Consider the following 15,059-nt stretch of genomic DNA (forward strand, 5'->3'; position numbering starts at 1 on the left):
GCAACCTATCTGAGCAGAAAAGGATGAATCACTATGTGGCAGCAAATATATGATCCGTTTGGTAATGAATTCGTCAGTGCATTGGTGGCAATGCTCCCAATCTTGTTTTTCCTTCTTGCATTAACCGTTTTTAAGCTAAAAGGTGTTTTAGCCGCTTGTTTTACCTTAATCGTCAGTTTTGTAACAGCTGTTTTCTTCTTTCATATGCCAGTTGAAAAAGCATTATCTGCTGTGCTGCTCGGTATATCTAATGGGCTGTGGCCGATTGGATATATCGTCATCATGGCGGTATGGCTCTATAAAATTGCCGTGAAATCTGGTAAGTTCGATGTCATTCGATCTAGTATTGCAGGAATTTCTCAAGATCAACGTCTTCAGCTCTTATTAATTGGTTTTAGCTTTAATGCATTTTTAGAAGGAGCTGCTGGGTTTGGTGTACCGATTGCGATCAGTGCCGCTCTCTTAACAGAGCTTGGGTTTAAACCGCTGAAAGCTGCGATGCTCTGCTTAATTGCCAATGCTGCGTCTGGTGCATTTGGTGCTGTAGGCATTCCAGTGATTACAGGGGCGCAAATGGGCAATATGACGCCGCTTGCGTTATCTCAAACCCTTGTATATACGATCCCGTTTATTTCATTCTGTATTCCGTTCCTCCTCATTCTGATTGTAGATGGATTCAAAGGAATCAAAGAAACGCTGCCAGCCTTGCTGGTTGTGAGTGGAACCTATGCCATTTTGCAAGCTGTCACAATGGTGACGATGGGACCTGAGCTTGCCAATATTATTTCTGCCTTGGCAAGTATGGGAGTTTTAGCTTTATTTCTTCGGAAATGGCAGCCAAAACACATTTATCGTGAAGAAGGAGCGCCAGATATTGAACAGAAACAAACGTATCGCGGCGTTGAAATACTGAAAGCATGGTCTCCGTTCTATATTTTAACTGCTGTTATTACGGTATGGAGTCTGCCGGCATTTAAAGCATTGTTTGCTGTAGGAGGACCGCTTAACTGGACGACCATTTTAGTGAAAATGCCCTTTTTACATCAGCAAATTGTGAAATTACCACCAATTGCCCAAATGGAAACACCAATTGATGCGATCTTTAAAATTGATGTCATCAGTGCAACGGGTACTGCCATTCTGATTGCGGTCATGCTGACAGGGCTGTTTAGCAGACATATTACATTAACAGAAGGCGCTGTCTGCTTAAAAGCAGCGGTGAAAGAGCTTTGGGTTCCTGTTCTTACTATTTGTTTTGTCATGGGCTTTGCCAACCTGGCAAACTTTGCTGGACTAAGTTCAGCCATTGGACTTGCTCTTGCCAAAACAGGCGATTTGTTCCCGCTTGTCAGTCCGGTGCTTGGCTGGATCGGCGTGTTTATTACGGGATCTGTCGTGAGTAACAACGCCTTATTCGGTAACCTTCAAGCGGTCACTGCTTCTCAAATCGGCTCACAAGCAGGTTTGTTAATTGGGGCGAATACGACCGGTGGTGTGATGGCGAAATTAATTTCTCCACAATCTATCGCTATCGCTACAGCAGCTGTTGGAGAAACAGGGAAAGAATCTGAGCTCTTCAAAAAGACCGTGAAGTACAGTTTCATTCTGCTAGGTATTGTATGTATATGGACATTCATTCTTGCTCAATTTGTATAGGTTGATAGATTAAAAAAGACTGAGATCTCTCTCAGTCTTTTTCTTTATGTAGATTCTCTTGTCACGAGCCGGGTAGGCAACTGGATATGTTCGCGCTGTAATGGTTTTTGGTCTTGCAGGAGCGCGATCATTTGCTGTACAGATCGCTGGCCAAGCTCTACGATCGGTATGTCAATTGTGGTGATCGTTGGAGCTGTCACCTCACAAATGTCTTGGTTGTCATAGCCGATGACCGCTAGATCCCCGGGGATTTGATAGCCGTATGAAATAGCCTGTTTAATGAGTCCTGCTGCGACTTGATCATTGCCGGTGAAAATGGCATCAGGCGCTTCCTTCATGTGATGGATGACCTCCATTAAGCGAAAGCCGTCTTCAATGGTAAAAGCCTCTCCAAAGAGCCAATCATCTTGCAGCGGCAAACCGTGAGCAGAGAGTGCATCAAGATAGCCCTGTTTCCTTTGTTTCTGCGCTTCACTGCTTTCTGTATCAAAGCAAAACCCAATCGATTTTCGCCCCGACCGAATCAAATAGTCCACCGCTTTATAGGCGGCTTCCCGTTCATCGTATCCAATAATCGGGATGTTTGCTGTTTGGTGATATTCATTTGCCATGACAATGGGGCCGTTCGTTAAAAATGGCTCAATTTTCTCCCACGTATTTTCTAACGCACCCAATATAACCCCATCGACTTCTTTTCTTTTTAATAATTGAAGCCCTTCAAGCTCTAATGCTTCTTGATAAAACGTCTGGAGCACGATGGCTTTATATCCTTGATCCAGTGCTTCCTTTGAAATGCCTTTAATCAATTGTGCAAAAAAAGGATGGTCCACAGCTGGAACAGACACAGCAATGGTTTTTGTCTGATGTGACCTTAGTGTGCGGGCTGCTGAACTCGGTGTATATTCCATTTCTTTCATCACCTGTAAAATGAGCTGCCGCTTTTCTTCTGACACATATGGGTGATGGTTTAGCACTCTGGAAACGGTGGTGGTTGAAACCCCGCAGCGTTTGGCAATTTCATAAATTGTACACATATTAACAAATCCTTTACACAAAGTTATTGTTCTGAAATCGATAACATCATTTACAATGTGAAACAAGTTAAATATTAACAAAAGGAATTGATTAATTGGAGGGAATGGAATGCAAATATTGACGAAGATATCAGGTAAAAGCAAGGATTATCTTCCTTTGCTGGATATGATCAATCAAGGTGTTCAAGTTAAGGCCGATTCAGTTGAAAAGCATCTAGCAAATGAAAAGCTGGTGACGTTCCTTGAGCAAGATATAGAGCGCACAGGTTTGGAAAAAATTCTCTTCCATTATAAACAAAATAAGGAAAAAAAGATACCGTTTCTGCCAGTTGACAAACTGATTTCAGAAGATGAAATCGATGATATTATGCAGGTGCTGAAGGAAGTATTGAGCTCTGGCCGTTTTACTTCAGGGCCATATATTCCGACATTTGAAAAGGCGATTGCTGAGTACTTAGGGAAAAAATATGTCATTGCCACGTCAAGTGGAACAGATGCATTGATGATCAGTCTCATATCAGCAGGCGTCCATCCAGGAGACGAGGTGATTTTGCCGGCCAATAGCTTTGCTGCAACAGAAAATGCAGTGCTTGCCATTGGGGCTGTTCCGGTATATGCCGATATTGATCCTGAAACCTACTGCCTCTCACCGAGTGAAATAGAGAAGCATATCACAGATAAAACGGTATGCATTCTACCGGTTCATTTATATGGAAAGCAAGCGGATATGAAGGAGATTTCGGCGATTGCGAAACAGCATGGGCTGAAAATCATTGAAGACGGCTGTCAGGCGATTGGCAGCAGCGGCCTTGGCGCTTATGGAGATGGACTTGTTCTCAGCTTTAATCCATACAAAAACCTTGGGGTCTGCGGAAAGGCAGGAGCCATCGCTACAAATGATGAGGCCTTAGCGGAAAAATGCATGGAGATCAGCTATCACGGCTTTGAAGCTGGAAAGAAAAATGTCAAACGCAGTGACTACGGCTTTAATTCGAAAATTGATAATTTGCAGGCAGCGATTGGACTCGAACGAATGAAGTATTTAGGACTGCAAAATTTCAAACGTTTTTACTTAGCCAAGCGATACATTGACCAGCTGCAAACGGTTGAGGATGAAGGATATATGAAGCTCCCGACGCTGACAGATGATCATGTATGGCATCTATTCCCGATTAGAGTGCTGAAGGGAGAACGAGATGAACTGGCAGCGAAATTGCTGGAAATGGGCATAGAGACGGATGTCTATTACCCGGTTCTATCGCATCAGCATCAAACAAATCTTGTTTCTCAAAAATATAGACAAACGACACTTCCACACACGGAAAAAGCTGCGCAGCAATTACTTCACTTGCCGCTTTATCCAGGAATGCCGCTGCAAGATCAGGAGAAGGTCATCGAGGGGGTTCATCATGTTATCAAGTCTTCCATTCAATAAAAAACTGCTGAATCTGCCGAAGAATCCGCAGTGGATCGTCTTCTGTGATTTTGATGAAACGTATTATTCTCACGGAATGACAGAGGAGCAGAGAGAGGATGTCAAGCGGCTGGAAGCCTTTGTAGCAGAAAAGAGTGAAGCGGGACAGCTCTTGCTGGGCTGGGTGACGGGAAGCAGCCTCGATTCTGTCACGAGCAAAATGGAAAAAGGCGGGTTTCATCAATTCCCGCATTTCATTGCGTCGAACTTAGGGACTGAGATTGTATATACGTCGGATGCCGATTTTGGACAGCCAGATGCAGAGTGGATGAAGCGGCTGGATGCACAGGGCTTTTCAGATGAAAAAATCGAAGACATCCTGGAAACCATCCGAGAAAAGGGCATTTCCCTTAGACCGCAAACGCAGCTGGGCAGTTCAGGGTATAAGAAGAATTTCTATTATCAGGAGCAGGATGAACGGACAGATCTTCATCATCTCTCATTTATCCAAACACTGGCTAAAGAGCGAGGCGTGGCGGTCAACATCAACAAATGCAACCCGCTTGCAGGAGATCCTGCGGATTGCTATGATGTCGATTTTTTACCAGTCGGAACAGGGAAGGATGAAATTGTCCGTTTTATGCTGAACCAATATGATTTATCGAAAGATCAAGGCTTTGCCTTTGGTGATAGCGGGAACGATTTGCGGATGCTTCAATCCGTCACACACGGCTTCCTTGTCCAAAATGCGACAGCCGAAGCCAAACGGCACCATCACCAAATTTGTCATCATGGGTATGCAAAAGGAATCTATGAAACACTGAAAACAGTGATGTATAAACATGAGGAGGCACATTCATGAAGAAAATTGGAATTGTTGGAGCAGGGAATATTGCAAAAGCACATGCAAGAGCATTATCAACGATCAAAGGTGCAGAATTATCCGGTGTCTATGATTTGCATGAGTCGGTCGCACAGGGATTCATTAAACAATACGGCGGACGTGTGTATTCAAGTATCGAGACATTGGCAGATGCATCTGATGGAATGATCATTGCATCCCCTAATTTTTGTCACAAGGACCATGCCCTTCAGTCGCTAAGAGCAGGACAGCCGATTTTATGTGAAAAACCGATGGCTGTGTCGCTGAAGGAAGCGAAGGAAATGGTGGAGACAGCCAAACAGTTCCAAGTTCAAGCCAGTATGGGCTTTAACTATCGTTATTTATCCTTTGTGAATATATTGAAAAACTTGATTGCCAACGGTGAATTAGGCCGCATTTTAACCGTCAGAACTCATTTTAAGAAAAACAGTGCCCTTAGAAGAAAGACTTTTTCATGGAGAGACAGCGGTGAAAGTCTGCGTACGAGCGGTGCACTAGGGGATCTTGGCATTCATTTGATTGATATGCTGTGGTACTTATTTGGCAGTGAAATGAAGAAAGAATCACTTAACACCAAGATGCTGACACATGTAAAGGAAAAAGAAGAGAAAAAGGTTCAGGTGGATGATCATACCGAAATTTTCGGGCAGATGGAGAATCAAGTGTTCTTTCATTTGGTGACATCCAAAAGCACGCAGCCTGAGGAATGTGGATTTAGTGTAGAAGTCGTTGGTCATGACAAGGTATTCAAATACCATACGAACATGAAAAACGAATATGAGATCAGTGATGGATTGTGTGTGGAGCGTCATCAAATGCCGCAAACTTTGCTGACAGATCCGCCAAATGAATTTTACGGATGGTCCGATACATTCCGCGATCAGCTGATGCATTGGGTGAATACTGATCCATACCCATCTCATATGAAGGTCGCTGATTTTGAAGATGGTTATCGCGCGCAGGCTGCGCTCAATACATGCTTTGAGAGGGAAGAGGCAGTCGTCTCTGCCCAGGCATATTAAAGAGGTGGAGCGGAGGATGTGATGACTCCGCTCCTTTTTAGAGGAAGTGAAAAGATGAAAAAGGTATTTTATTTTGGCTGTGTCTTTTATTTTTTTATTGGGACCATTCATGTGTTTTTTGGCAGCTTAACGCCTTATTTGCTGTCGAGTTACGATAAAGGCCCCGGGGAATTATCATCTTTAATTTTTTTTCAGTTTATTGGTTTTTTGACAGGCGTTCTGTTATCCCCCATTCTAGTGAGAAAAAAAGGCTATGGCGCTGTGCTGACCATGGGTCTTTTGCTGATGATCGGCTCACTTCTGCTGGGGCTATTGGTGCCAGGCTGGACAACGCTTGTGCTGGCAGGTTTTTTTCTTGGGAGCGGCGCAGGCAGTCTTGAGACAACAGCTGGGGCATATGTCATTTCGATGGCAAATAGTGCAAAGCGAATCAGTATCATGGAGGTCTTTTTTGGATTAGGTGCGCTGTTATTCCCGCTAGTGATTCTGCTGACTGTCACAGAACAGACATGGCAGTATGTGTTTTTATTTCAGGTGGGTGCGCTGACATTTTTCCTTATGCTTTGGCTTGTTTTTATGAACAAACTGCCTCACGGACAGATGGATGCTCCTTCCACAGAAGGGACGAGGAAACCGTCCTTGCTTGTTGATCGAAATAATCGAATGATTGTGGTGATCATGATTTGCTTTGCCTTTTTCTACGCAGGGATTGAAACGAACTTTGCGAATTTTTTGCCGTCGATCATGCTGGAAAAAGGGGGAGAAAATTGGGGCCTCTTTGCGGTCTCTACTTTCTGGACAGCGATCGTCATTGGCAGAACCGTAATTGCGAGAAAAGCCGATCAGCTGCATCCGCTGCGTTTTTTAAAGCTAAGCGCATCTCTGATGATTCTGCTGCTTGTGATATTCGCTCTGACAACCCACATCACCGCGCAGTTGATTCTCATCTTTTTCATCGGCCTTTGCGCAGCGGGCATGTTCCCAATCGCACTGACAGCATCTGCCTTAATGATTGAAAATGCCATCGATGAGGCGACGAGTTATTTTATTGCAGCCGCAAGCTTAGGCGGAGCCTGCTTGTCCTTTTTGATTGGATTTAGTCTGGAATGGGCAGGAGCGGCAAGTGCCGTCTTTGTATTTGCCTTCTTAGCTGTTCTTCTGTTTGCAGCTACGATTCAAATGAATCGTTCTAAGAAAAAAGAAACAATACACGCGCAGCAGTCGGCACTGAAAGCAGACCGCTAAGCATCCGCCTGAAATGATGACAAAGGACTTGTACTAAAACGCAGAAAGTTTGAATAACATGTACAAGTCAGCATCAAAAGGAGGACGTCTATGTGGCGGTGTTTTTTGGTTATATCTTTTTAGGGTTGTCACTTTCAGCGCCTGTTGGGCCAGTCAATGCAGCCCAAATCGACAGAGGGATTAAAAGTGGATTTTGGCATGCGTGGATTTTTGGTGTAGGGGCTATGGCTGCGGATATTGTCTATATGCTTCTCATCTATTTTGGTGTCGCCCAGCTTTTGACTGCACCTCTTGTAAAAACCTTTTTGTGGCTGTTCGGCTTTTTCGTTTTGACCTATACCGGCATTGAAAGTCTGCGTAAAATCAATTTGCAGGAGAGTCCGAAAAAAGACAGCGAAAACACATCAATTGGCAAATCGTTTATGACCGGATTTTTCATTTCTCTTTCTAATCCGCTCAGTATTTTGTTTTGGCTTGGCATCTATGGCAGCATCTTAGCCAATACGATCGAAAAGTATGGAGCTTCCCAAATGCTCATGTACAGTATGGCTATTTTTATCGGCATGCTGATCTGGGATTTCAGTATGGCGCTGCTTGCTAGTTCGTTTAGGCGTTATTTAAGTGAACGTGTTTTACATGGCTTATCTGTTCTTGCAGGTCTATCTTTACTTGGTTTCGGCGCCTATTTTGGGTATCAGGGGATCATGGCGTTGATTGGGTAGAAAAACAGACTGACATATTCAGTCTGTTTTTTTGTAAGGATTGACAGACATAACACATTCTTGAATAATGGTGGAATATTAAATGGTTTGAAGGAGCTTCTGCTATGCGTATGTTTTTGCCAGTATTCAACTATGTGTGTATGTTGATTTTATCAGTCATCACAGCAACATTCGTTTATACGTTTTTATTCATGCCGCCTGAAGTGGGCTTTAGTTATGTGGAGATGACCAGTCTGTTCATTTTGTCCGCTTATGTCATTTTTGCTGCACCGATTCAGTTTGTTTTACACCGGCATCCTAAGAGGTTTCGAAGCCGTGACTTACTGATTTATTTTATTGCGGCATGGCTGGTTTGTTCGGCTTTGGCTTTATGGATTGATTATGGGCTTGTTGTGTTCATGAGCTATAAAGTCTATCTGTTTAGCTTCTGCGCAGCCCTTATTTATTGGGTGCTGGATTCCGTTTTTTTGATGAATAATCGATCGTAGGTATGGCGAAAGGCTCTCTATTAACTTACACTAGTCTGATCATACATAATAGAATTAAAGAAACAAATACCTGCTCAATTTGAATAGAAACCCCATTTTGTCATGCGCTAGGAAAGTCGTGGAAGGACAGTCACCACAGCCATTTGCACCTCATAGGCTATGGAGAAGACGCTAAAACGAGGTGTAAAGAAATGGCCCAGCTGTATGCAAAAAGTTGCCTTGATCAAAATCTACGATCACTAGAAGAATGGAAGCAGGATGCTTTCACACAATTTGGCAAGATGGTAGGAGATGAAGCCGATACATTCCCATGTGTACCCGGAAGACAGGGATTTTTTCTCGATCATTTACGCTATGGGTTTGTCGGTGACCCTAGGAAAGAGGAAGCGGTTGATGAATTAGCCCAGCTGCTGAGAGAATATCAAGGCTGTGCGAAAGAAACCGGTCAATATGCTTCATTTATCTGTTTTTTTGAAACACCGCAGGACTTACAGGAAAGTTCGCTTGAAGAGTTTGAGCAGCAGTTTTGGTCGCTGCTTAAGCGGCTGCATCATAAAGATGAAGAACCGTGGCCTGAGGAGATCCCATTAGATACTCATCATCATGAGTGGGAGTATTGCTTCCATGGTGAGGCGTATTTTATTTTGTGTTCCACACCTGCTCATAAGCTCAGAAAAAGCCGCCACTTCCCTTATCTCTTGATGGCATTTCAGCCTAGGTGGGTGTTTGAGAAAATGAATGGATCGACCAAGTTTGGACAAAAAATGAGCCAGCTCGTTCGCAAGCGGCTCAAAGCATATGATGAGGTCAGTGTTCATCCATCATTAAAATGGTACGGGGATCCGACCAATCATGAATGGAAGCAATACTTTCTCCCAGATGAAGAGGCGGAGAAACCAGCCTCCGCCAAATGTCCATTTACTGCATTAAAAAACATGATGAAATTATGATGCGGTCTGATCCTGCTTCCACTTTTTCCTCATAAATAGCACCATGATGGCAATCACTGCAATGATCCCAAGGCTGATAAAAAAGCCAGGTCGTCCGCTTGCCTCTGTTAATGTGCCTGATACAGCGGCTCCAATTAAGAGCAGCGCAAGAATCATTTCGCACGTTTGGCGAGTGGATGGCTTGGATAGCTTTTTACTTGAGAACAGAATAAAAATCCATGTGTACAGCAGGGTAAGACCGGCTGCTGTTGTGAGATGCTCGTAGATGTGTTTGGACAAAAAGAGTGCAAGCAAAATTGAGACAATTAAGCCAGCAGCAGTTAAGATAATCGAAGACCATCTCACATGCGATGGATCTTTTTGTTTAAAACAAGCAGGTGCATCCTGATGCTCTGACATTGTGCCGAGCAGCGTTGTGACCGCATAGAGAGAGGCAACCAGTGTCGAAAAACCAGCAATAATGAAAATGCCATTAAAGATATGAAGAAAGATCGATAAATGAAACGGCTCTAATGAAGTAATAAATGGACTGCTGTTCTCATTAAAGGCTGTCACTGGGACAAGCAAGAGAGCAAGTCCGATTGAGACGATATAGATGACTGCTAGAATGATCAGCATGACACGTCCAGCTTTTGCCGCATCCTTCGGGTCCTTTAAATGAACCGCCATCAGCCCCATGACTTCAATTCCCCCAAATGCATAAAATGCGTAAATCAATCCATTCCAAAGACCAAGCGGACCAAGAGGCATCCATTCGTGATCCTTGTTAGGCAGATGAAGGGTCGGTTTATGTTCTGTCAAAATGCCGAATAATACAAGCACCGCAAGAATCATAAATAGAAAAATCGCTGCAGTTTTCAGTACCGCAAGAACATTTTCTGTCTTTTGAAAAGAAGAAAGCCCAATGATAATCACGAGCAGGGCAAGAGCGGAATAAATCGCAGAAAACACCCAAAGCGGAACAGAAGGAAACCAGTGGCGGGTAAACAGAGAAATGGCGGTTAACTGACTTCCTGTAATCAGCATTTCTGCAAACCAATACACCCAGCCATTGCTAAACCCTGCCCAGCGTCCGTATGCTTTACGAGCATAGGAACAAAATGACCCTTTATCAGGATTATCAGCTGTCATCGCAGCTAAATGTTTAAAGACGAGATATGTTCCGACTGCAGCAAGCAAAAAAGAGATGCAGACGGAATAACCGGATTTTGTAATGGCGATGCTGGAACCAAGGAAGAACCCAGTGCCAATTGTACAGCCGACTCCGATGAGAGAAAGCTGCCACCAAGATAAAGATTGTTCTTCTTTCAATGCAAGTGCAACACCTTTCTATTTCAATGACATTAGCTTGTGACCGCGTCTTTTTTTTATACATGATCAAGGGGACATTTTGGGCATACTATCATGGAAAGGAGTGCATGTGATGAACGGAGAACACGTCATTTTACCAAAGGGTAGACTCGGTTTTCGTTTAGGAAAAGGCCAATGTATGCGAGTGGTTGATGTCGAAGGCCAGCAAGTAGCAGATGTGATGGCCTATCATGAAAAAGATTTTTATGAAAAATTTGACCAAGGTGCGACGATGGACAGTTTGTTCTCGTCTAAAGTGAAAAAAGGCGATAAGCTTTATTCTAATTTATATAAACCGATGTTTACGATCATTGAAGATACAGTAGAATGCCATGATTTATACATGCCCGCCTGCCGGCAAGAGATGTATCAGCTTTTATACGGCCGGACGCACTTAGAGGTCATGCATACATGCTACGACAATTTGCGGACTGCCTTTGAGCCCTTTGGAATTCCAAAGGAGGATATGTACTATCCTTTTAACGCCTTTATGAATACAGTCATTGATGAAAAAGGAAAGCTGTCTGTCGAGCTGCCAAAATCGCTGCCCGGTGACTACATTCGCCTGCGGGCTGAAATGGACCTCATTGTGGCCGTGTCTGCATGTCCTGCTGATATTGGGAAGTGTAATGGATCAAGCTGTACATCCATACGGGTAGAAATCGATTAAAAAAGAAAAGGACCAGTCAAAAAAGACATGGTCTTTTTCACTTGTGAATGTTTGATTATCTAAGAAATAGGGGAACGTCTAACAAAATGTTCTTGATGAAAACATGGTATAATGAAGATTCAAAAAACGTTATTAAATCAATGAATTGGGAGTAAAACCTGTTCTCTTCATGTAGAGGATGCTTAGGAGGAAAAGTGTATGAGTTTGCAGAAAAAGATCAGCCAAGAGTTGCATGTGCAGCCCTCAATTGACCCAAAGCAGGAGATCGAAAAACGGGTTGGATTTCTAAAAGAGTACTTGAAAAAAACCGGGGCAAAAGGATTTGTTCTCGGTATTAGCGGCGGGCAGGATTCAACGCTTGCTGGACGTCTTGCACAGCTTGCTGTCAGTGAGCTTCGTCAAGAAGGAAAAGAGGATGCGGTCTTTATTGCGGTACGCCTTCCGCATGGTGTGCAGCAGGATGAAGATGATGCACAGCTCGCCCTATCATTTATTCAGCCAGACAAGTCGTGGAAATATGATATTGCACCTGCCGTGTCAGCATTCAGTGATCAATATCAAAAGGAAACGGGCGGCCCATTGTCTGACTTTAATAAAGGAAATGTCAAAGCTCGCATGAGAATGATCGCGCAATATGCTGTCGGTGGTGAGGAAGGATTGCTTGTCATCGGTACAGATCATGCAGCTGAAGCAGTAACTGGCTTCTTCACGAAGTATGGTGATGGCGGTGCAGATGTTCTCCCGCTCACAGGTTTGACAAAACGCCAAGGACGGACGCTTTTAGAAGCGCTAGAAGCACCGGAACGCCTGTATTTAAAGAAACCAACAGCCGATCTGCTGGATGATAAACCTCAGCAAACGGATGAAACAGAACTCGGCATTACGTACAATGAAATTGATGATTACTTAGAAGGAAAATCAGTCTCAGATCAAGCAGCAGAAGCGATTGAAAAGCGTTATGTTCAATCAGAGCATAAACGCCAAGTACCCGCTTCCATGTTTGATGACTGGTGGAAATAAAAAGAAACCTCTCCGATGATGGAGAGGTTTTTTTATGTCGAATTTCAAGTGGATTTGACAAAATAACCAAAAGTTCATTAAATTAGTAGAACGATATACTTAAGTCCATTTAACTAAATATCGCTTTTTTTGATCAAAAAAAGCAGACATAATTAGTTCGATTCACTTAATTTCACTTCTATTGACAGTATTTTCAGAAAAAATAATTGACGAACAAAAAGAATGCGCTTACAATGAAACCACATTCCGAAAAGTGAAATTAGATTCCACTGAATGGAATAAAGGGGTGATTCACCTCCAAATAAGAAGCTAAAGGAATGATTCACACAATGAAAAATCGAAGTGCACTGGAAATTTACAAAGAGGGAGGCGCATGGTGGGAGACTGAGATTAGTCATATTCAAAAAAATTCAATTGAACTACGAGGGTATCCGATTGAAGAACTGATTGGTGAATTGTCGTATCCACAAATGCTCTATTTACTGCTTGTTGGTGAATTATTGGATGATTCAAAAGCAGCTCTTTTTGAAAGTGTTCTTGTCGCAGGTGCGGACCATGGACCAAGAGCACCATCTATTGCAGCAGCTAGAATGGCGGTGACTTGCGGCATTTCGTTTAATTCCTCTGTAGCAACAGGGGTGAATCTATTAGGTGACATTCATGGCGGAGCTGGAGAGAAGGCCATGCGCATGCTATACGAGGCTAAAGCGATCTACGATGATCAAAAGGATATACACTCTGCGGCAAAGCAAGTGTGTCAAACATGGTTAAATCGCAAGGAAAAAATCCCGGGAATCGGCCATCAGCTTCATGATGATGATCCGAGGGTGAGACGTCTATATGAGCTGAGTCACAAACATGTCCAGCAAGGTCTTATCAGCGGCACATATTTACGGTTAGCCGAAGCGATTAGGCATGAGCTTGAACAACTGAAAGGGAAGAAAATCACGATGAATATAGATGGTGTATCTGCTGCCATCCAATGTGAATTAAACATTCCAGCAGAAGCAGCAAAAGGCATTTTTTCCTTATCCAGAGGAATGGGCATCGTGGCGCATGCATATGAGGAGCTCACAAAGGGAGCCCTCGTGAAAGGACCTTGTCCGAATGAAGAAAGATTGGTTCGTTATGCAGGACATGGAACGCGGCACTTGAAGGAGGGAGAAAAAATTTGAGTGGTTTAAAAGCGTTGTCATATATAAACGGCGAGTGGCTGGATACAGGTCGTGTCAAAACAGATATCATCAATCCTTACTCAGGAGAAAGGATCGGAACATCCTATCTCGCCTCATCAGAAGACATAGAACAGGCACTTTCTAGTGCGCAGCAGGCTAAAAAACAAATAGCGGAAATATCGGCAATCGAACGCTCAAAGCTTCTAACAAAAGCAGCCACCTTGCTTGAAGAACAAAAAGACCATTTTGAAAAACTGATTTCGCTGGAATTAGGCAAACCGCTTAAAAATACAAGAGATGAAGTTTCGCGATCAATTGAGACGCTGGCGCAGTCTGCGGAAGAAGCGAATCGATTAATAGGTGAGACCATTCCTGGCAATGTATCATCACGCGGACAGGGAGCAATGGCCATGACATTTAAAGTACCAGTCGGAGTTGTGCTGGCGATTACCCCTTTTAATGCACCGCTCAACTTAATTTGTCACAAAGTCGGTCCGGCCTTTGCGGGAGGGAATGTCATCATTTTGAAGCCTGCACCGCAAACATCAGCTGTTGCCACAGCGTTTGTCGAACTCCTTCTCGAAGCAGGATTTCCTGAGGCTGGTTTGCAGCTTGTGATTGGCGGGGTCGACGCCGGGAAACAGTTAGTCACTGATGATAGAACGAATCTCATCTCTTTTACCGGCGGGGCTGCCGGAGGCGAACACATTACAACCTCTGCGGGATTAAAAAAGGTACTGCTCGAACTCGGAGGGAATGGAGCGACGATTGTTCATCACGATGCAGATATTGAACAAGCCGCATCCATGTGTGCCAAAACAGGCTTTAGTAATTCCGGTCAAAGCTGTATTTCTGTTCAAAGAATTTATGTCCACCAGGAAATGATGCCGTCGTTTACTGAGGTATTAAAACAAAAAGTAGAGCAGCTTGTTGTTGGAGATCCGCTGTCCAGTGAGAGTGATATCGGCTGTATGGTCGATGTTCAGGCCGCGCAGCGTGTTGAGACATGGATACAAGAGGCAGAGAGCATGGGTGCCCAGCTTTTATGCGGGGGGAAAAGAAATGGAGCGAGCATCACACCGGCTATTTTGCTAAACCCTCCGAAACAGGCCAAGGTCGTCTGTGAGGAAGTGTTCGGCCCAGTTGTCAGCATTCTCCCTTTTGAGGAGCTGGAGGGGGCAATTAAAGAAGCAAATGATAGCCGATATGGTTTGCAGGCAGGGATCTTTACGAATCAGCTGGATGTGGCATTACACGCAGCAAAAGAGCTTGAAGCTGGCGGGGTTGTCATCAATGGGACATCGAATTTTAGACTGGATCATTGGCCTTATGGCGGGATTAAACGAAGTGGCCTTGGAAGAGAAGGTCCGCGTTTCGCCATCGAGGAGATGACCGAAACCAAAATGGTCGTGCTTCCAAATGGTCTGTGA

14 protein-coding genes are annotated in these 15,059 nt (G+C 43.9%); 12 read left to right on the top strand and 2 right to left on the bottom strand.

Annotated features, from left to right (window positions below; all coding sequences use genetic code 11):
* Nucleotides 1-33 precede the first annotated feature (33 nt).
* Entirely contained in the window at nt 34-1,656 is a 1,623-nt protein-coding gene (locus MHH65_RS01730; protein ID WP_098677404.1) for an L-lactate permease, read from the top strand.
* A gap of 44 nt (nt 1,657-1,700) precedes the next feature.
* On the opposite strand, the gene MHH65_RS01735 is transcribed toward MHH65_RS01730, so the two are convergent.
* The gene (locus tag MHH65_RS01735) at nt 1,701-2,690 is read right to left on the bottom strand and encodes a LacI family DNA-binding transcriptional regulator (RefSeq protein WP_024424341.1); all 990 of its coding nucleotides are present in this window, start codon (nt 2,688-2,690) and stop codon (nt 1,701-1,703) included.
* A 109-nt stretch (nt 2,691-2,799) separates the two neighbouring features.
* Between MHH65_RS01735 and MHH65_RS01740 the strand changes: the two genes are divergently transcribed.
* From MHH65_RS01740 to MHH65_RS01770, 7 genes are all read left to right on the top strand, one after another.
* Complete coding sequence (locus MHH65_RS01740) at nt 2,800-4,125, top strand: DegT/DnrJ/EryC1/StrS family aminotransferase (RefSeq protein ID WP_098677405.1); 1,326 nt, start codon at nt 2,800-2,802, stop codon at nt 4,123-4,125.
* Complete coding sequence (locus tag MHH65_RS01745; protein WP_098677406.1) at nt 4,100-4,966, top strand: HAD-IIB family hydrolase; 867 nt, start codon at nt 4,100-4,102, stop codon at nt 4,964-4,966. Before MHH65_RS01740 ends, MHH65_RS01745 begins: the two co-directional genes overlap by 26 nt.
* Nucleotides 4,963-6,009, top strand: a complete 1,047-nt coding sequence (locus MHH65_RS01750) for a Gfo/Idh/MocA family oxidoreductase (protein WP_098677407.1) — start codon at nt 4,963-4,965, stop codon at nt 6,007-6,009. Before MHH65_RS01745 ends, MHH65_RS01750 begins: the two co-directional genes overlap by 4 nt.
* 54 nt (nt 6,010-6,063) lie before the next feature.
* Nucleotides 6,064-7,254, top strand: a complete 1,191-nt coding sequence (locus MHH65_RS01755; protein WP_098677408.1) for an MFS transporter — start codon at nt 6,064-6,066, stop codon at nt 7,252-7,254.
* Nucleotides 7,255-7,346: 92 nt separating this feature from the next.
* Nucleotides 7,347-7,976 (top strand): LysE family translocator, encoded by a 630-nt coding sequence (locus MHH65_RS01760; protein ID WP_024424337.1) that lies wholly within the window; start codon nt 7,347-7,349, stop codon nt 7,974-7,976.
* Between the two features lie 104 nt (nt 7,977-8,080).
* Nucleotides 8,081-8,464 carry a UPF0715 family protein gene (locus tag MHH65_RS01765; RefSeq protein WP_034283242.1) on the top strand — a complete coding sequence of 128 codons (384 nt, stop codon included), beginning with the start codon at nt 8,081-8,083 and terminating at the stop codon, nt 8,462-8,464.
* 191 nt (nt 8,465-8,655) lie between these two features.
* Nucleotides 8,656-9,414: a YqcI/YcgG family protein gene (locus MHH65_RS01770; RefSeq protein ID WP_098677409.1), complete on the top strand. Its 759-nt coding sequence runs from the start codon at nt 8,656-8,658 to the stop codon at nt 9,412-9,414.
* Here the strand turns inward: MHH65_RS01770 and MHH65_RS01775 are convergent.
* Nucleotides 9,409-10,725 (bottom strand): amino acid permease, encoded by a 1,317-nt coding sequence (locus MHH65_RS01775; protein WP_034283246.1) that lies wholly within the window; start codon nt 10,723-10,725, stop codon nt 9,409-9,411. The genes MHH65_RS01770 and MHH65_RS01775 overlap by 6 nt on opposite strands.
* Before the next feature lie 112 nt (nt 10,726-10,837).
* Here MHH65_RS01775 and MHH65_RS01780 point away from each other — a divergent pair, with 112 nt between their 5' ends.
* From MHH65_RS01780 to MHH65_RS01795, 4 genes are all read left to right on the top strand, one after another.
* Entirely contained in the window at nt 10,838-11,434 is a 597-nt protein-coding gene (locus tag MHH65_RS01780) for an urea carboxylase-associated family protein (RefSeq protein ID WP_034283248.1), read from the top strand.
* 198 nt (nt 11,435-11,632) lie between these two features.
* Nucleotides 11,633-12,454, top strand: coding sequence for an ammonia-dependent NAD(+) synthetase (gene nadE, locus MHH65_RS01785; RefSeq protein WP_061110406.1), 822 nt, complete (start codon nt 11,633-11,635; stop codon nt 12,452-12,454).
* Between the two features lie 317 nt (nt 12,455-12,771).
* Nucleotides 12,772-13,629, top strand: coding sequence for a citryl-CoA lyase (locus MHH65_RS01790; RefSeq protein WP_103132596.1), 858 nt, complete (start codon nt 12,772-12,774; stop codon nt 13,627-13,629).
* Nucleotides 13,626-15,059, top strand: a complete 1,434-nt coding sequence (locus MHH65_RS01795; RefSeq protein WP_268414306.1) for an aldehyde dehydrogenase family protein — start codon at nt 13,626-13,628, stop codon at nt 15,057-15,059. Before MHH65_RS01790 ends, MHH65_RS01795 begins: the two co-directional genes overlap by 4 nt.

The organism is Bacillus sp. FSL L8-0654, assembly GCF_038629965.1.
Classification (GTDB): domain Bacteria; phylum Bacillota; class Bacilli; order Bacillales; family Bacillaceae; genus Bacillus; species Bacillus safensis.